Annotated in this window: 18 protein-coding genes and 1 pseudogene; 6 read left to right on the top strand and 13 right to left on the bottom strand. The window is 58.1% G+C overall.

Translation table 11 applies throughout. The features are described 5' to 3' along the window. Positions 1–110: 110 nt before the first annotated feature. Positions 111–326, bottom strand: a complete 216-nt coding sequence (locus WLY71_RS15525; protein WP_008027736.1) for a dodecin — start codon at positions 324–326, stop codon at positions 111–113. Positions 327–481: 155 nt separating this feature from the next. On the opposite strand from WLY71_RS15525, the gene WLY71_RS15520 reads away from it, so the two are divergent. Continuing rightward, positions 482–808: an ElaB/YgaM/YqjD family protein gene (locus WLY71_RS15520; protein ID WP_008152522.1), complete on the top strand. Its 327-nt coding sequence runs from the start codon at positions 482–484 to the stop codon at positions 806–808. On the opposite strand, the gene WLY71_RS15515 is transcribed toward WLY71_RS15520, so the two are convergent. Next, on the bottom strand, positions 805–1,698 hold the full coding sequence (locus WLY71_RS15515) for a LysR family transcriptional regulator (RefSeq protein WP_347804232.1): 894 nt from the start codon (positions 1,696–1,698) through the stop codon (positions 805–807). The genes WLY71_RS15520 and WLY71_RS15515 overlap by 4 nt on opposite strands. 112 nt (positions 1,699–1,810) lie before the next feature. Between WLY71_RS15515 and trpB the strand changes: the two genes are divergently transcribed. From trpB to WLY71_RS31365, 3 genes and pseudogenes are all read left to right on the top strand, one after another. Beyond that, positions 1,811–3,046, top strand: a complete 1,236-nt coding sequence (gene trpB, locus WLY71_RS15510) for a tryptophan synthase subunit beta (protein ID WP_134421205.1) — start codon at positions 1,811–1,813, stop codon at positions 3,044–3,046. Continuing rightward, a complete protein-coding gene (trpA, locus tag WLY71_RS15505; protein WP_008152530.1) occupies positions 3,046–3,858 on the top strand; it encodes a tryptophan synthase subunit alpha in 813 nt (270 codons plus the stop codon). Before trpB ends, trpA begins: the two co-directional genes overlap by 1 nt. A 121-nt stretch (positions 3,859–3,979) precedes the next feature. Continuing rightward, positions 3,980–4,063: pseudogene (locus WLY71_RS31365) on the top strand (anti-virulence regulator CigR family protein); the annotation flags it as partial. Between the two features lie 97 nt (positions 4,064–4,160). Here the strand turns inward: WLY71_RS31365 and WLY71_RS15500 are convergent. The 11 genes from WLY71_RS15500 to WLY71_RS15450 form a co-directional block, all read right to left on the bottom strand. Next, positions 4,161–6,122, bottom strand: coding sequence for a DUF7844 domain-containing protein (locus tag WLY71_RS15500; protein WP_347804231.1), 1,962 nt, complete (start codon positions 6,120–6,122; stop codon positions 4,161–4,163). After that, positions 6,119–6,439, bottom strand: coding sequence for a DUF2388 domain-containing protein (locus tag WLY71_RS15495; protein WP_347804230.1), 321 nt, complete (start codon positions 6,437–6,439; stop codon positions 6,119–6,121). The genes WLY71_RS15500 and WLY71_RS15495 overlap by 4 nt, the downstream gene beginning before the upstream one ends. A 27-nt stretch (positions 6,440–6,466) precedes the next feature. After that, entirely contained in the window at positions 6,467–6,784 is a 318-nt protein-coding gene (locus WLY71_RS15490) for a DUF2388 domain-containing protein (RefSeq protein ID WP_347804229.1), read from the bottom strand. Positions 6,785–6,891: 107 nt separating this feature from the next. Beyond that, positions 6,892–7,209 (bottom strand): DUF2388 domain-containing protein, encoded by a 318-nt coding sequence (locus WLY71_RS15485; protein ID WP_008044656.1) that lies wholly within the window; start codon positions 7,207–7,209, stop codon positions 6,892–6,894. Between the two features lie 144 nt (positions 7,210–7,353). After that, positions 7,354–7,563, bottom strand: coding sequence for a DUF1127 domain-containing protein (locus tag WLY71_RS15480; protein ID WP_347804228.1), 210 nt, complete (start codon positions 7,561–7,563; stop codon positions 7,354–7,356). Between the two features lie 258 nt (positions 7,564–7,821). Next, on the bottom strand, positions 7,822–8,037 hold the full coding sequence (locus tag WLY71_RS15475; RefSeq protein WP_008154465.1) for a DUF1127 domain-containing protein: 216 nt from the start codon (positions 8,035–8,037) through the stop codon (positions 7,822–7,824). A 319-nt stretch (positions 8,038–8,356) separates the two neighbouring features. After that, entirely contained in the window at positions 8,357–9,850 is a 1,494-nt protein-coding gene (scpC, locus tag WLY71_RS15470) for a succinyl-CoA:acetate CoA-transferase ScpC (protein WP_347804227.1), read from the bottom strand. 180 nt (positions 9,851–10,030) lie between these two features. After that, complete coding sequence (locus WLY71_RS15465) at positions 10,031–11,467, bottom strand: NAD(P)(+) transhydrogenase (Re/Si-specific) subunit beta (protein ID WP_347804226.1); 1,437 nt, start codon at positions 11,465–11,467, stop codon at positions 10,031–10,033. After that, on the bottom strand, positions 11,467–11,790 hold the full coding sequence (locus WLY71_RS15460; protein ID WP_003187010.1) for an NAD(P) transhydrogenase subunit alpha part 2: 324 nt from the start codon (positions 11,788–11,790) through the stop codon (positions 11,467–11,469). The genes WLY71_RS15465 and WLY71_RS15460 overlap by 1 nt, the downstream gene beginning before the upstream one ends. A 15-nt stretch (positions 11,791–11,805) precedes the next feature. Then, a complete protein-coding gene (locus WLY71_RS15455; protein ID WP_008154472.1) occupies positions 11,806–12,927 on the bottom strand; it encodes a Re/Si-specific NAD(P)(+) transhydrogenase subunit alpha in 1,122 nt (373 codons plus the stop codon). 435 nt (positions 12,928–13,362) lie between these two features. Continuing rightward, complete coding sequence (locus tag WLY71_RS15450; protein WP_347804225.1) at positions 13,363–14,262, bottom strand: LysR family transcriptional regulator; 900 nt, start codon at positions 14,260–14,262, stop codon at positions 13,363–13,365. Positions 14,263–14,419: 157 nt separating this feature from the next. Here WLY71_RS15450 and WLY71_RS15445 point away from each other — a divergent pair, with 157 nt between their 5' ends. Both WLY71_RS15445 and WLY71_RS15440 read left to right on the top strand, forming a co-directional pair. Beyond that, a complete protein-coding gene (locus tag WLY71_RS15445; RefSeq protein WP_123369330.1) occupies positions 14,420–15,601 on the top strand; it encodes an acyl-CoA dehydrogenase in 1,182 nt (393 codons plus the stop codon). 13 nt (positions 15,602–15,614) lie between these two features. Further along, a complete protein-coding gene (locus WLY71_RS15440) occupies positions 15,615–16,835 on the top strand; it encodes a CaiB/BaiF CoA transferase family protein (RefSeq protein WP_123369329.1) in 1,221 nt (406 codons plus the stop codon). Positions 16,836–16,996: the final 161 nt, after the last annotated feature.

The raw sequence follows: 16,996 nt of genomic DNA, 5'->3' as shown, positions 1-16,996 counted from the left end.
CTGGTCGGATCAATAGGGGCACCCAGCAATCAGCCGGATTTACATATGTAGCACTTTGCCATTCCCTATGGCGCTCGGCCAGCGCGCAGACTCAGAAGATTAGCTCAAACTCAGCTACTGGCAATCCGGAACCCGACTTTGAGCGTCACCTGAAAGTGCGCTGCCTTACCGTCCTTGATGTGCCCGCGGGTTTCGGTCACTTCAAACCATTCCATATATTTGAGGCTTTTGCTGGCCTCGGCCAGTGCGTTGTTGATGGCGTCTTCAATGCTACTGGTGGACGAGCCGACGAGTTCGACTTTCTTGTAGGTGTGATGGTCAGTCATGGCGTTCTCCTCAGGGTGTGAAATACAGACTAGCAGTGATTTTTCGTATTACTTCTGTCGGCCAATCCGAAGTGGAAGTTCAGATTTACTGCACTTTCTCGAACCCCTGAAGTCCCAACCAACACACGCAACTCAATCAATGCAGGAGAGCCACCATGGCCAACACCTCTTTACGTAAAGCCTCATTGCAAAGCATGGAAGCCGAGATCGAGAGTCTGCTGAAGTCTTTGGAAAACCTGAAGGACGACGCCTCGGACGAGTCGCGTAAAACCCTTAAAGCCTTGAAAAGCAACGCCGAGAACGCGCTGAAGCATTCGCGCCATCTGCTCAGCGATGCGTACGAAGAAGTCAAAGTCAAAACCCGTGAAACCGGGATTGCCACGCGGGACTACGCCCAGGAACACCCTTGGACGACAGCGGGTGTGGCCGTCGGTGCATTGGGTCTGCTCGCGGCTTATCTGCTGTTCAAACGCGGTGACTAATCCGTCTGGCGCAGCTCGTTTTTGAGCCACTGCGCCAGTTGCCGAGCGCGCCCGTCCGCGGCGCGCTTGGGTAGCCACAACGCCAGTTGCGCCGGGGTTTCACTGAAGCCCCATGGCGCAACCAGGCGCCCGGCCTTCAAGTCCTCTGCCACCAGCGGCTCGGGCGCAATCGCCACACCCAGGCCGGCCACGGCTGCCTCCAGCAAATAATACAAATGCTCGAAACCCTGTCCGTACTTCAATGCTTTGGTGTCGAGGTCGCTTTGCTGTGCCCAGCTTGGCCAGGCCTGCGGGCGTGAGGTGGTGTGCAGCAATGGCTCGCTCAGCAGCGCTGCGGGCGGTGCGTTTTGCAGTCGTTCGTAGCCCGCGAATCGCGGGCTCATGACCGGGCCGATTCGTTCGCTCGCCAACTCATAGACTTGCATGTCCGCTGGCCACGGTGGCTCGGCAAACACCAGCAAGGCGTCCAGTCCCGGGCGACGTGGATCGAGATCACCCTCGCCAGCCGACAGGTGCAGGCGCAGGTCAGGCAGGTCGGCATTCAATCGTCCCAGCCTGGGAATAAACCAGCGTGCCAACAAGCTGCCTGAGCAACCCAGCACAAACGGTGCATCGGCGGTGCTTTGGGTCAGCTCTGCACAAACAGTCCGTAAACGCTCGAACGCCTCGCCGCTGGCATCGCGTAAACGAATGCCGGCATCTGTGAGTTTCAGGCCGCGACCATCCTTGATAAACAGGCTTACGCCCAAGTGTTCTTCAAGCACCTTGAGTTGCCGGCTGACCGCACCATGGGTGACGTGCAGCTGTTCGGCCGCCTTGCTGACGCTGTTCAGGCGGGCAGTCGCTTCGAAGGCCCGAAGGGCGTTCAGCGGGGGAAGGTCATGGCTCATGAGGTCTGTGAGTTTTCCTGACAGGTTGCAGCGATCTTATCGGTTTTCAGCCTGAGGCGTCAGGGGTAGAGTTAACCCCATTGTCTTCCCACGCATTCAACTGGAGCGACCCATGACCCAGACTAATCTGCGCAACGGCCCCGACGCCAACGGCCTGTTTGGCGCGTTCGGCGGCCGTTACGTCGCCGAAACCCTGATGCCGTTGATCCTCGATCTGGCCCGTGAATACGAATTGGCCAAGGATGATCCTGCATTCAAAGAAGAGTTGGCCTACTTCCAGCGCGACTACGTGGGTCGTCCAAGCCCACTGTACTTTGCCGAACGTCTCACAGAGTTCTGCGGCGGCGCGAAGATTTACCTCAAGCGCGAAGAGCTGAACCACACCGGCGCGCACAAGATCAACAACTGCATCGGCCAGATTCTGCTGGCGCGACGCATGGGCAAGAAACGCATCATTGCCGAGACCGGCGCTGGCATGCACGGTGTGGCGACCGCCACCGTGGCTGCGCGTTTTGGCCTCGATTGCGTAATCTACATGGGCACCACTGACATCGAACGTCAGCAGGCCAACGTATTCCGCATGAAGCTGCTGGGCGCCGAAGTGATCCCGGTCGTGGCCGGTACCGGCACCCTGAAGGACGCGATGAACGAAGCCCTGCGTGACTGGGTGACCAACGTCGACAGCACCTTCTACCTGATCGGCACTGTGGCCGGTCCGCACCCCTATCCAGCCATGGTTCGCGACTTCCAGGCTGTTATCGGCAAAGAAACCCGTACTCAACTGCAAGACCAGGAAGGTCGTCTGCCAGACAGCCTGGTGGCGTGCATCGGAGGCGGCTCCAACGCCATGGGCCTGTTTCACCCGTTCCTTGATGACAAGAGCGTCGAGATCATCGGCGTTGAAGCGGCCGGCTACGGCATCGAAACCGGCAAGCACGCGGCCAGCCTGAACGGCGGCGTACCGGGCGTACTGCACGGCAACCGTACCTTCCTGCTGCAGGACGACGATGGCCAGATCATCGACGCTCACTCGATCTCTGCCGGCCTCGACTATCCAGGCATTGGCCCGGAACACGCATGGTTGCATGACATCGGTCGCGTACAGTACACCTCGGTAACCGACGACGAAGCCCTCGACGCGTTCCACAAATGCTGCCGCCTGGAAGGGATTATTCCTGCACTGGAAAGCGCCCATGCCCTGGCCGAAGTGTTCAAGCGCGCACCGACGCTGCCGAAAGATCACCTGATGGTGGTCAACCTGTCCGGTCGTGGCGACAAAGACATGCAAACGGTAATGCACCACATGGAACACTCTCAACAAGAGCAATCCAAGCAGGAGAAACACTGATGAGCCGCCTGCAAACGCGTTTTGCCGAACTCAAGGAACAGAATCGCGCCGCCCTGGTGACCTTCGTGACCGCTGGCGACCCGAGCTATGACACCTCGCTGGCGATCCTCAAAGGCTTGCCCGGAGCGGGTGCCGACGTGATCGAGTTGGGCATGCCCTTCACCGATCCAATGGCCGATGGCCCGGCAATCCAGTTGGCCAACATCCGCGCCCTCGGCGCCAAGCAGAACCTGGCGAAAACCCTGCAAATGGTTCGCGAGTTCCGCGAAGGCAATACCGAGACGCCGCTGGTGCTGATGGGTTACTTCAACCCGATCCACATGTATGGCGTGCCGCGTTTCATCGCCGACGCCAAAGAGGCCGGTGTTGACGGTCTGATCGTGGTCGACTTGCCGCCCGAGCATAACGGCGAACTGTGCGACCCGGCTCAGGCAGCGGGTCTGGACTTCATCCGTCTGACCACCCCAACGACCGATGATGTGCGTCTGCCGACCGTTCTGAACGGCAGCTCAGGCTTCGTCTATTACGTGTCTGTTGCCGGTGTGACGGGTGCGGGCGCGGCGACGCTGGAGCATGTCGAAGAAGCGGTTGCGCGTCTGCGTCGCCACACCGATCTGCCGATCAGCATCGGTTTCGGTATTCGTACACCGGAGCAAGCGGCGTCCATCGCGCGTCTGGCTGATGGCGTGGTGGTGGGTTCAGCATTGATCGATCACATCGCCAATGCCTCGACGCCGGATCAGGCAGTTGATGGCGTGTTGAGCCTTTGCTCGGCTCTGGCAGACGGCGTGCGTAAAGCCCGCGTCAGCTGAAGGTAAAGTTCCTGATACAGAGGAATTAGAGCCTCGCGGTACAGACTAAACAGCAAGACCGAGGGCTTCAGGACTACGTTCTGAAGCCCTTTTTGCTGTATGTGCAGTGAGGAAAGACCCGATGAAAATGCCGAAACGTCTGATTGCCAGCCTGGGTGTGCTGATGCTCAGTGCCACCCCGTTGCTGAATGCGAGTGCTGATCAGCCGTAGAAACCGGGATCGTTTATGAAATTCTCGAAGGGGTGCTTTGAATAGCAGGTAGGCGTTGAAGGCTTCGCGGATTAGCCGCGAAGCCTGTTGTTTACGGCAACTCCAACCCGCCCGCCGCCTTGTGCAACTTCCTCAGATGCTCGCCAACCTGCTTCAGGTTGGCTTCATTGGCGGCCATTTCGGCCGCACGGCTCGGTTCGAGCAGCGCTCTCACTTCTTTGTCCAGATCGCCTGTCAGCGCCTGAAGCTGCTTCTGCCGCAGACTGCTTTCCGATTCCAGACGCTGCCACTCACTCGGCTGCGGCAATCCATAACCACCGGTGCCGAGCAGCTCAGCCGGACGGCTGAGGAAGCCGCTGTTGGCAAGAATTTGCTGCAAAGTTGCGTTGGCCTTGTCCATGCCGCCGTTCTTCAATTCCCGGGCGCCCAGATAGCGCTGCTTTACTTCGTCCTGGGCCAGCACCAATTGTTGGCGGAAGGCTGCCTGCTCCAGTAACAGTAATGCTGCGCTGGTGCGCAAATCGGCTTGGTCGATCCATTGCCGACGCTCTTCAGCTTTCAGGGAGAGCCAGTCTTCGACCTTTTCCTGCTTGATCGGCAAGTGCTTCTTCAGCACTTCGAACATCGCTTGATAACGATCGCGGAAGGAGTCGAATCGATAGCCCAGGCGCAGCGCTTCGCGGGGATCATCCAGCACGCTGGTGTCCGCCAGCCCGCGGCCCTTGAGCACTTCCAGCAAACCGTTGGGCATGATGCTGTCCAACCCGACCAGTTTTGTATTGTTGGTGCTGCTACGCAGTAGCTTCAGGCCTTCTACAGCGCAGTTATTGGACAGGAAGAAGTAGTTGCCGTCGTAACTCCAGTGCATTTCGGCGGCGTGCTCCACCACGTCTTCGATCTCGTTGCGCGACAGGTTCAGCGGCACCGAAGCCAGGCTGCGCAGTTCGGTCTTGGTGTATTCGTCGATCACCTGCGCCAGCGGCAGGACAAACAGGCGTGACGGATATTTGCCCACCAGTCCGTCCCAGCTCGACAGCTGCACGTCACCGACGAAGGCGCGGTAGGACAACACCAGATGCTGATCCAGATCCAGCCGACAATCCGGCCCACGGGGGCGGCCGGGTGCGCAGATCACCAACCGCAACATGCTGTGACCCCAGCGGCTGACCCAGTTCTGGTTGGCTTCAGCCAACAGATAGTCGACGGCGTAGACCCGTTCCGGATCGACCTGGCCCAGTGGTGTTTTGGCGAAATCGTTGCCGGCATTGAGAAAGGAGAAGGTTTTGCCGCAGGTGTCTTTAGCGGCGGGCGCCCAGCCGAAATGTTCTTTGTAGTAGCGGTACAACGCAGGTCGGCGACAGGCGTAGGCCGGGTCGAGAAGGAAATACTCCATGTTGACCGCGACGAACTCCTTGGGGCTGCTCGTCTCGTAAATATCCGGGCTGCGGGCAATTTGCCGGTTGTGCTGTTCGCGTTCGCCACGACGGCCGACATATTGTGGCCAGCCGGCGAGGTCGAGCAGGTGCGGGTCGTCGCTGAGCGTAAAGCGTCGGTCGGACTGGCCGCGGCATTGATCGGGAATGCCAATTAGCCCTGTGCTGCTGTTGCGCCGGGTGCAGCGCTGAATCAGCGTGCGCTCTGCGTCTGGCCACAGGCGCGAGCGGTCATAGATGTGGGTGAGTTCGTGCAACACCGTGGCAAGCATTTCGCGGCGCACGGTGCCATGGGGGCGATAAGTCTTTTTGGTCGCGGCGCTGCCGTCAGTGAGGCTGGCAAGCAGGTTGCGGTTCAGATCGAGCTCGGACACCAGCGACGCCTGGCCGTAAGCGTTGCTCGGCATGTCATCGGTCCAGCCGACGTCGATGCGTCGGTCGAGCTGCTCGATGAACCGCGGCGGCAGCGCCTGCATGGCTTCATTTAGCAACGCCTGACTGGCCTGTTGTTGAGCGGGGCTGAGGCCTTCGGTTTTAAGCCTTAATTGCAAGTCAGCCTGGGCCGTGTTGCCGAGCAGCAACATGACCCCAGCCAACAGCCAGGCGACTGGCGACCTCACAGTGCGAGGATGGCTTCGGCGAGAACCTGATCACTGGCGTCGCGAGCTTCCGGCACGCGGGTGCGCAACGTGTTGAAGGCCGCTTCCAGGTGCGCGCCACGAATCTCGCCATCGCTGGCGACGAAGCTGGCCGCATCGTCGTGGGCTTCACGAACGATCTTCGAGTCACGGATGGACGTCGTGGTATCGGAAGTGAAATCAAGCGTGCGTTGGGTGGCATTGATGATGATGTTACTGGTGGCGACCAGAGTGTGCGACTGGGCCACACCGGTCGATAACAGCAGGCCAAGGGCGGCAGCAATCAGAGGGTTACGCATGGAACGACTCCGTAAGAACAAGGATAACTATTGGACGAGAATTGCCTGCGCCAGTTCAAGGTCGCTGGCACGAAGTTTTGACTGGGTCCGGCGCAGATAAATCAGGGCGGATTCCAGTTGGGCTCCTCGCAGTTGGCCGTCGCTGGCGATGAACGCTGCAGCGTCATCGTGTGCCGCGACTAGCAGCTTACGGTCGAAGGGGGCGGAGGTCACCATGCTTGTGGCGTAGCCGGTGGCCACGATGCCTTGTGTAGACAGATTGAAGGCGTCATAGGCATGGACCGAGTCCACCCAGCAGGCTGCCACGAAAAGCGGAGAGATCAACAGATTTGAAAGAAAACGCATGAGACTCGAAAGCTGAAGGCGAGTCGCAAGGCTAGCGCAACGCCCGGTCTAGAGCCAGCGCCGAAACATTGGGACACGGCTGGCGTGTCCCACGTCAGTGGTGTCGCTTAGATTGTCAGTATGGCTTGCGCCAGTTGTGCGTCAGTCGCGTTCAGCTGAGGTGCCTGGTGGCGAATATGGTCGAGTGCGCTTTCCAGTTTCACGCCACGAATAGCGCCTTCGCTGGCCACGAAGCTGGCGGCGTCGTCACGGGCGGCGCGCACGATTTTGTCATCGCGAAAGGAAGAGGTGACATCTGAGGTCGCATCGGACGTGGCCTTGAGCGCACCGACGACGGCGTCGGTGGTCACGATAAAGCTGGTGGCGTGGGAATTGGCAGCCACGGCAAGCAGGGCTGCAGCGCTGAGCAGACGAAGACGGGACATGGTGAAACTCCTTTGGGAAAACCGATTGAGAGGTGGCGCAGTGTCTGTTGATTCAGACGCCAGTCGTGCAGCGTTCGCCACGTTCCATCTGAATATAGGCCTATGAGTATCGGTTCGCACAGTCCCGTCTGTTCAAGCAGGAAGCTAGCGCCAGAATGGTTTATCCAATTCGTTGAGACGATCCGCCCGGCTGATGTTCAGGTCTGAGAGTTGCCGGTCATTGAGTTGGCCCAACAAACGCCGGGTTCGAGCCCTTTCCAGGCTATTGGCGAGGCCCCTCAGCAATCTACGAACCCAGTGGGAGCGAGGCGTTGATTGAGGCGTGGAAACGGAAACATCCAGTAAGTGATTCATTGCGCGGTCCTTTTGCTGGCAGTTCGGGAATTCATGGTGATCCCGTCCTCTCTTCCGCAACAGACACACTGCACTGAAATTGTACTGGCTCAGTTTATGAATTATTAAAACTGTACCTATTAAGCGGTATCTATTCTGTATGACCCATGTAAAGGGTCCAAAACGACAAAGCCCGTCGTGGTTTCCCACGACGGGCTTTGTTTTTTCAATTAGGAGTGCTGGCGGTGGACCCGGTGGGTCAGAGCCAGCGACGCTAACTTAGCGCCAGAACGGCTTGCTCAGCTCTTCGTAGCGTTGTGCTTCGCTAATCCCTGCGTCAGCCAGCAGACGCGAATCCAGACGAGCCAGTTGATGGCGGCTGGAGATGCGGCGCTGCCACAGCATCAGGTTGGCGAGAACGCGAAGAGGCGTGGAAGCCTGGGTTTTTACAGCGTTGTCTTCGAAAAACAGCTCGGAACTGAGTGTACGTTCCATGGTTGACATCCTTCCGCTTATGGCGGGATTAGGTAGTGGTTTAACTGATGCCAATGATCCTCTCGTTTGGCCAGTCTCTCTAGATACAGTTCACCTGTATTGTGAGGGGCCAGTTAACTGTTAAAGGGTGGTGTACTGGTCGAAATTGAGGCAACTGTACCTATCGGCACTCATATGGTGCGTTTTTGATGGATTGACTCAGAAATGTAGGCAATTACGGTAGGAAAAGACCGGTACAGCAGTACAGTTTTATTCCTGATTTGGTCTGGCAGCAGCAAGCTGACGAAACTGTGTTTGCGTCAGCTGCTATCTGTACCAATTACACCGCCAGCATTCGCCCGGTTTCTTCCAGGTTGATGTGCCAGCTCAGGGCATCGCGCAGGATGTGCGGTGTGTGACCGCCGAGAGCACAAGCGGCTGTGAAGTAGTCATCCAGGGCTTGGCGATAGTCCGGGTGCACGCAGTTGTCGATGATGACTCGAGCGCGTTCTCGTGGCGCCAGGCCACGCAAGTCCGCCAGACCGATCTCGGTGACAAGGATGTCGACGTCATGCTCAGTGTGATCAACGTGGCTGACCATCGGCACCACACTGGAAATTGCGCCGCCCTTGGCGATCGACTTGGTCACGAAGATCGCCAAATGCGCATTGCGCGCAAAGTCGCCCGAGCCGCCGATGCCGTTCATCATCCGCGTGCCGCAGATGTGGGTGGAGTTGACGTTGCCGTACAAGTCGAACTCAAGCGCCGTGTTGATGCCGATGATGCCGAGCCGCCGCACCACTTCCGGGTGGTTGGAAATTTCTTGCGGGCGCAGGACCAGTTTGTCCTTGTAGCGCTCAAGGTTGCCGAAAACATCGGTATTGCGACGGCTCGACAAGGTGATTGAACTGCCCGAAGCAAAGCTCAGCTTGCCGGCGTCGATCAGGTCGAAGGTCGAGTCCTGAAGCACTTCGGAGTACATCGTCAGGTCTTCGAATGGCGAGTCAATCAACCCGCACATCACCGAGTTGGCGATGTTGCCAATCCCGGCTTGCAGCGGGCCGAGCTTGTTGGTCATGCGCCCGGCAGCCACTTCCTGTTTGAAGAAGTCGATCAGGTGGTCGGCAATGGCCTGGGTATCAACGTCCGGCGGCAGTACGGTAGACGGCGAGTCAGACTGATTGGTGATCACGATTGCGACGATCTTTTCCGGCGGAATCGGGATGGCGGTGCTGCCAATGCGATCATCAACCTTGACCAGCGGAATCGGTGTACGGGTCGGCCGATAGGTCGGGATATAGATGTCGTGCAGACCTTCGAGATTCGGGTTGTGCGCCAGGTTGATCTCGACGATCACCTGTTTGGCGAAAATCGCGAAGCTGGCCGAGTTACCCACCGAAGTGGTTGGCACGATATGGCCCTGCTCGGTGATCGCCACGGCCTCAATCACCGCGATGTCCGGCAGTTTTAGCTGCTGGTTGCGCAGTTGCTCCACGGTTTCCGAGAGGTGCTGGTCAATGAACATCACTTCGCCGGCATTAATGGCCTTGCGTAGGGTGCTGTCGACCTGGAACGGCATGCGTCGTGACAATACGCCAGCTTCGGTGAGCTGTTTATCGAGGTCGTTGCCCAGGCTCGCGCCGGTCATCAGGGTGATTTTCAGCGGGGTGATTTTGGCGCGTTCGGCCAGTGCGTGGGGCACGGCTTTGGCTTCGCCGGCGCGGGTGAAACCACTCATGCCGACGGTCATGCCGTCCTCAATCAGAGCGGCAGCGTCAGCGGCGCTCATCACCTTATCCAACAACGAAGGCAAGCGAATACGATCACGGTACATGGATAGTTATCTCGGGCAACGAAAGCAAGGTGTGCAGTCTAGTGATTTCAAAAAAATTCCTCCCGCTACCATGGTCGAATGCAGAGCCCCGATTTAGAGCCTTTGGTCGGTTTTTAGCGGGCAATAAAAAACCCCAGCCTACTAAAGGCTGAGGTTTTGGGTATTGCGTTGGAGCAGGTTTTACTCGATGGCTTTGACCATGTCTTCGATAACTTTCTTGGCGTCGCCGAAGACCATCATGGTTTTGTCCAGGTAGAACAGTTCGTTGTCCAGGCCGGCATAGCCGCTGGCCATCGAGCGCTTGTTGACGATCACGGTCTTGGCTTTATAAGCCTCGAGGATCGGCATGCCGGCAATCGGCGATTTAGGATCGTTCTTTGCCGCAGGGTTGACCACGTCGTTGGCGCCGAGCACCAGCACCACGTCGGCCTGGCCGAACTCGGAGTTGATGTCATCCATCTCGAACACTTGCTCGTAAGGCACTTCGGCTTCGGCCAGCAGGACGTTCATGTGCCCTGGCATCCGACCGGCGACCGGGTGGATCGCAAACTTCACGGTGACTCCCCGGTGAGTCAGCTTCTCCGCCAGCTCCATCAGTGAGTGTTGGGCGCGTGCCACCGCCAGGCCATAACCCGGAACGATGATCACGGTGTCGGCGTTGGTCAGCAGGAAGGTCGCGTCGTCAGCCGAACCGGATTTAACCGGGCGGGCCTCTTTCGAGCCTGCCGGGCCGGTTGCATCTACCGTGTTGCCGAAACCGCCGAGCAGTACGTTGAAGAACGAACGGTTCATCGCTTTGCACATGATGTACGAGAGGATCGCACCGGACGAACCCACCAGCGAACCTGCGATGATCAGCATCGAGTTGTTCAGCGAGAAGCCGATGCCCGCCGCTGCCCAGCCGGAGTAGCTGTTGAGCATCGACACAACTACCGGCATGTCCGCACCGCCGATCGGGATGATGATCAGCACGCCCAGCACGAAGGCCAGGGCCAGCATCAGCGCGAAGGCGTTCAGGTTACCGGTCAGCATGAAGGTCACGCCGAGGCCCAGCGTCGCCAGGCCCAGCATCAGGTTTAGCTTGTGCTGGCCACCGAACTGCACGGGTGCGCCCTGGAACAGGCGGAACTTGTACTTGCCCGACAGCTTGCCGAACGCGATCACCGAACCGGAGAACGTGATTGCACCGATGGCGGCTCCGAGGAACAGCTCCAGGCGGTTACCGGCGGGGATCGCATCACCCAGTTGTTTGACGATACCCAGCGATTGCGGCTCAACCACAGCGGCGATGGCAATGAACACCGCGGCCATACCGATCATGCTGTGCATGAAGGCGACCAGTTCCGGCATTTTGGTCATTTCAACGCGCTTGGCCATGATCGACCCGGCGGTGCCGCCGACCAACAGACCTACGATGACGTAACCGATTCCGGCGGTGGCCAACTCGGCGCCCAGCTTATAGACGAGGCCCACTGTGGTGAGGATCGCCAGCGCCATGCCGAGCATGCCGTACACATTGCCGCGTCGGGATGTGGTCGGGTGCGACAGGCCTTTAAGCGCCTGGATGAAGCAGATCGACGCGATCAAGTAGAGCGTCGTTACAAGATTCATGCTCATTACTTAGGCGCCTCTTCTTTTACTGCTTTCGGGGCTTTTTTCTTGAACATCTCAAGCATCCTGCGGGTGACCAGGAAGCCACCAAATACGTTCACCGCTGCCAGAGCTACCGCCAGGGTGCCCATGGTTTTTCCCAGAGGTGTGACGGTCAACGCCGCGGCCAGCATGGCGCCGACGATCACGATCGCCGAGATCGCGTTGGTTACCGCCATCAAAGGCGTGTGAAGTGCAGGTGTAACGTTCCAGACCACGTGATAACCGACATAAATCGCCAGCACGAAGATGATCAGGTTGTAGATACCGGGGGAGATAAGCTCTTCCATCGTCTGAATCCCTGCTTAGGCGTTTTTGCGGATGACTTGGCCGTCGCGGCACATCAGGCACGCGGCGACGATGTCGTCTTCGAGGTTGATCTCGAACTGGCCTTCTTTGTTGAAGACCAGCTTCAGGAAGTCCAGCAGGTTGCGTGCGTACAGTGCCGAAGCGTCTGCTGCGACTGCGCCGGCCAGATTGGTCGGGCCGCAAATGATCACGCCATTCTCGACGACGACCTGATCGGCCACGGTCAGCGGGCAGTTACCGCCCTGGGCTGCCGCGAGGTCGATGACCACCGAGCCCGGCTTCATCTGCGCCACGGTTTCCGCGCTCAACAGCGTCGGTGCCTTGCGGCCCGGGATCAGTGCAGTGGTGATGACAATGTCAGCCTGTTTGGCGCGTTCGTGCACGGCCAGGGCCTGACGTTGCATCCAGCTGGCGGGCATTGGTCGCGCGTAACCGCCGACACCAACGGCGCATTCGCGCTCTTCATCGGTTTCGTAAGGTACGTCGACGAACTTGGCGCCGAGGGACTCGATCTGCTCTTTTACCGCAGGACGTACGTCAGACGCTTCGATCACTGCACCCAGACGTTTCGCCGTAGCGATCGCCTGCAAACCGGCTACACCTGCGCCGAGAATCAGTACGCGCGCCGCTTTCACGGTACCCGCAGCAGTCATCAGCATCGGCATGAAGCGTGGATAGTGGTGAGCGGCCAGCAACACGGCTTTATAACCGGCGATGTTGGCTTGGGAGGACAGCACATCCAGGCTCTGAGCGCGGGAGGTACGCGGCGCGGCTTCCAGCGCAAACGCGGTAATGCCGCACTCAGCCAGCTTGGCAATGGTTTCATTGCTGAACGGGTTGAGCATGCCTACCACAACGGTGCCGCTCTTTATGAGCGTCAGCTCGCTGTCGCTGGGAGCGACCACCTTGAGAATCAGCTCCGCACCAAACGCATCGTTGGCGCTGCCAATAATCGCGCCTGCCGCTTCATAGGCACTGTCGACAACGCTGGCGTTAATACCGGCGCCGCTTTGCACAGTGACCTTATGACCCTGGCCGATCAGCTTCTTGATGGTTTCCGGGGTTGCAGCAACCCGTGTTTCACCCGTCTGGGTTTCGAGAGGAACACCAATGTGCACGTCAAATCTCCTGCGTGATCTTATTGAGTAAACCCAGGCACTTCGGATGGTGCTGCTGGGGCGGCCGATCAGCACGATCCCGCCAAATCAGGGCGGGGCGCGGCATTTTGCAGGCGAACTTAGTGCCCTTCAAGGGTTTATGACGGGTGACGGAAAATTAACTACAAGTCACCCCGTGACCGAATGTCGCAACTGACCGGTTCAATCCCTTGCAGACCGTGCCTTGTAAGGATTCTTGTAAAAATTGAAGAAGTTACACATCGGTCAGGTGAATGAGTCGTTATTGCTCCGCAATAGAGACTCAAGGCCACGTCTTCAGGCCCTTGTGGGACGTTTGTGCTGCTTGTCGGTACAGTCTTCGAATATGCGACAAATACTTATATCTGTAGTGCTTTGATGTTGCTGACTACGGGGTCAGCTAATAGCGCAAAGCCTTTATCCTTCTAGGCTATAGCTCTGTGCCTGATTGACCAGCCAATCGCGAAATGCCCTTAAAGAGGCCGATTCGACCTTTCTCTCGGGAATCATCAAGTAATACGCCTTGATGCTTGATAACGCCTGCGCGTTGGCAATGACCAGGCGCTTCTCTGCCAGTTCACGTTGAATCAGGAACGGTGGAATCAACGCTATTCCCATATCATGCATGGCCGCTTGGGCAAGCATGGAGAATAGCTCGTAGCGCGGCCCTGTCATGTCTCGAGGGATATTAAGGTTTTGGGAGTTGAACCACTGGCGCCAGGCATAAGGGCGAGTGGTCTGCTGCAACAGGGGCAATTCGGCGATGTCGCCGGGAGACAGGTTTGTCTTTTCCCCAAGGAGGTTGGGGCTGCACACCGGCATCGGATTTTCACCCATCAGCCTGTGGGATTCGGTACCCGACCAGTCCGCGTCGCCAAAATAGATCGCGGCATCGAAGTCGGTGTCGGCAAACAGGAAGGGCCGCGTTCGGTTGGTGAGGTTGACTGTCACTTCCGGGTGTTTTTGCTGGAAGTCTTTGAGTCGTGGCAGCAGCCATTGAGTGCCAAAGGTTGGAACCACTGCTAGCTCGATCACGTTGGCGCCTTGCTGGCCCATCACTGACAAGGTGTCCCGTTCAACGGCATCGAGTTGGGTGGCCACCCGGCGGCTGTAGGAAAGACCGGCCTCCGTCAGCTTGACTCCGCGTCGCGAGCGTCGGAACAGTTCTACGCCGAGGAACTCCTCAAGGCTGGCGATCTGTCGGCAAATGGCGCCTTGAGTGAGGGAAAGCTCCTGGGCTGCCTTGGTAAAACTTTCGTGGCGAGCTGCCGCTTCAAAGCTGATTAGGGCCGTTGTGCTGGGGATTTTCCTGCGCATGTACGTCAACCTCACTAATACATTGCATAAAAGCTACTTTGCGATGTTTCGGAGTGAGAAATTAGCACAACAGTATGCAAAATCCTCGTTTGCCGTAACGCCCAACCCGGCCTAGGATCAGCCCACGTTATTTGACCCGATTCGAGAGGACACACTCATGGGCGGTAAAGCTAGCTTCAACTGGATCGATCCCCTGCTGCTGGATCAACAGCTCACCGAAGAAGAACGCATGATCCGCGACACCGCTGAGCAATTCGCTCAGCAGAAGCTCGCGCCGCGTGTTCTCGAAGCTTTCCGCCATGAAAAGACCGACCCGGCAATCTTCCGCGAGATGGGCGAAATAGGCCTGTTGGGCGCGACTATCCCTGAGCAGTATGGTGGAAGCGGCCTGAACTACGTCAGCTACGGCCTGATCGCCCGTGAGGTCGAGCGTGTCGACTCCGGCTATCGGTCGATGATGAGTGTGCAGTCCTCGCTGGTCATGGTGCCGATCAATGAATTTGGTACCGAAGCCCAGAAACAGAAGTACCTGCCGAAACTGGCTTCAGGCGAATGGATTGGTTGCTTCGGTCTGACCGAGCCCAACCACGGTTCCGACCCGGGCGCGATGATTACTCGTGCGCGCAAAGTGGAAGGCGGCTACAGCCTCACCGGCAACAAGATGTGGATCACCAACAGCCCGATCGCCGATGTGTTCGTGGTCTGGGGTAAGGACGATGCCGGCGACATCCGCGGCTTCGTTCTGGAGAAAGGCTGGAAGGGCCTGAGTGCTCCTGCGATTCACGGCAAGGTTGGCCTGCGTGCATCCATCACCGGCGAGATCGTCATGGACAACGTGTTTGTCCCTGAAGAGAACATCTTCCCGGATGTCCGTGGCTTGAAAGGCCCTTTTACTTGCCTCAACTCGGCACGTTACGGCATTTCCTGGGGCGCGCTGGGCGCGGCCGAGTTTTGCTGGCACACCGCTCGCCAATACACCCTGGATCGTCAGCAGTTCGGCCGTCCTTTGGCTGCCACTCAGCTGATCCAAAAGAAACTGGCCGACATGCAGACTGAAATCACCCTGGCACTGCAAGGTTGTCTGCGTCTGGGTCGTATGAAAGATGAAGGTACTGCAGCGGTCGAGATCACTTCGATGATGAAGCGCAACTCCTGCGGCAAGTCCCTGGACATTGCTCGCATGGCGCGCGACATGCTGGGGGGTAACGGTATTTCCGATGAGTTCGGTGTTGCTCGCCACTTGGTCAACCTGGAAGTGGTGAATACCTATGAAGGTACGCATGACGTCCATGCACTGATCCTCGGTCGTGCGCAGACTGGCATCCAGGCGTTCTATTAATAGGAGAACGGCCATGGGCGCGCTTTCGCATCTACGGGTACTGGATTTATCGCGGGTGCTGGCCGGGCCCTGGGCCGGGCAGATCCTTGCTGACCTTGGCGCCGAAGTGATCAAGGTTGAGCGCCCGGGTAATGGCGATGACACGCGCGCCTGGGGGCCTCCCTTCCTTAAAGACGCTTATGGCGAGAACACTAGCGAGGCCGCCTATTACTTGTCGGCCAATCGCAACAAGCAATCGGTCACCATCGACTTCACTCGGCCTGAAGGGCAGAAGCTGGTGCGTGATCTGGCGGCGAAGTCGGACATCCTGATCGAGAATTTCAAGGTCGGTGGGCTGGCGGCATATGGTTTGGACTATGAGTCTCTAAAGGCGATCAATCCGAATCTGATCTATTGCTCGATTACCGGGTTTGGCCAGACAGGCCCTTACGCCAAGCGCGCGGGTTATGACTTCATGATCCAGGGGCTCGGCGGTCTGATGAGTCTGACGGGGCGACCCGAAGGGGATGAGGGTGCCGGGCCGGTGAAAGTCGGCGTGGCGCTGACGGACATTTTGACCGGTCTCTATTCGACCGTGGCGATCCTTGCAGCGCTTGCGCATCGGGATCACGACGGTGGCGGTCAGCATATTGATATGGCGCTGTTGGATGTTCAGGTGGCTTGTCTGGCTAACCAGGCAATGAATTACCTGACTACGGGCAATGCTCCGAAGCGCCTGGGTAATGCTCATCCGAATATCGTGCCTTATCAGGACTTTCCTACGGCGGATGGAGACTTCATCCTCACCGTGGGTAATGACGGGCAGTTTCGCAAGTTTGCTGAAGTGGCTGGTCAGCCGCAGTGGGCAGATGATCCACGCTTTGCGACCAACAAGTTGCGGGTGGCGAATCGTGCGGTGTTGATTCCGCTTATTCGCCAGGCGACTGTGTTCAAGACGACTGCTGAGTGGGTGCTGCAGCTGGAGCAAGCAGGTGTGCCGTGTGGGCCGATCAATGATCTGGCTCAGATGTTTGCGGATCCTCAGGTTAAGGCGCGCGGGTTGGCGATCGAGCTGCCCCATGTGCTGGCCGGGATGGTGCCGCAGGTGGCGAGTCCGATTCGTCTGTCCGAAACGCCTGTGGAGTATCGCAATGCGCCTCCTTTATTGGGTGAGCACACGTTGGAGGTTCTGCAGCGGGTGTTGGGGCTGGATGCTGGCGCGGTGGCGGCTTTCAAAGAGGCTGGGGTGCTCTGAGGATTTCTTCTATATAGAGGGAGCGGTTTTGCTCCCCTATATAGAAAGGAAACGGGCTGTTTTCCGGCGTACTGCAAGTGTTTGATAGAAAAGCGCAATTAAGGGTTGACGGCAGATTCTGGAAGTCTATAATTCGCCCCACTTCCTGCGCAGTCGAAACG

Source organism: Pseudomonas rossensis (genome assembly GCF_039888995.1).
In the GTDB taxonomy this organism is placed as follows: Bacteria; Pseudomonadota; Gammaproteobacteria; order Pseudomonadales; family Pseudomonadaceae; genus Aquipseudomonas; species Aquipseudomonas rossensis.
Note: the sequence above shows the minus strand (reverse complement) of the source record. Positions and strands in the feature narration are given on the sequence as shown.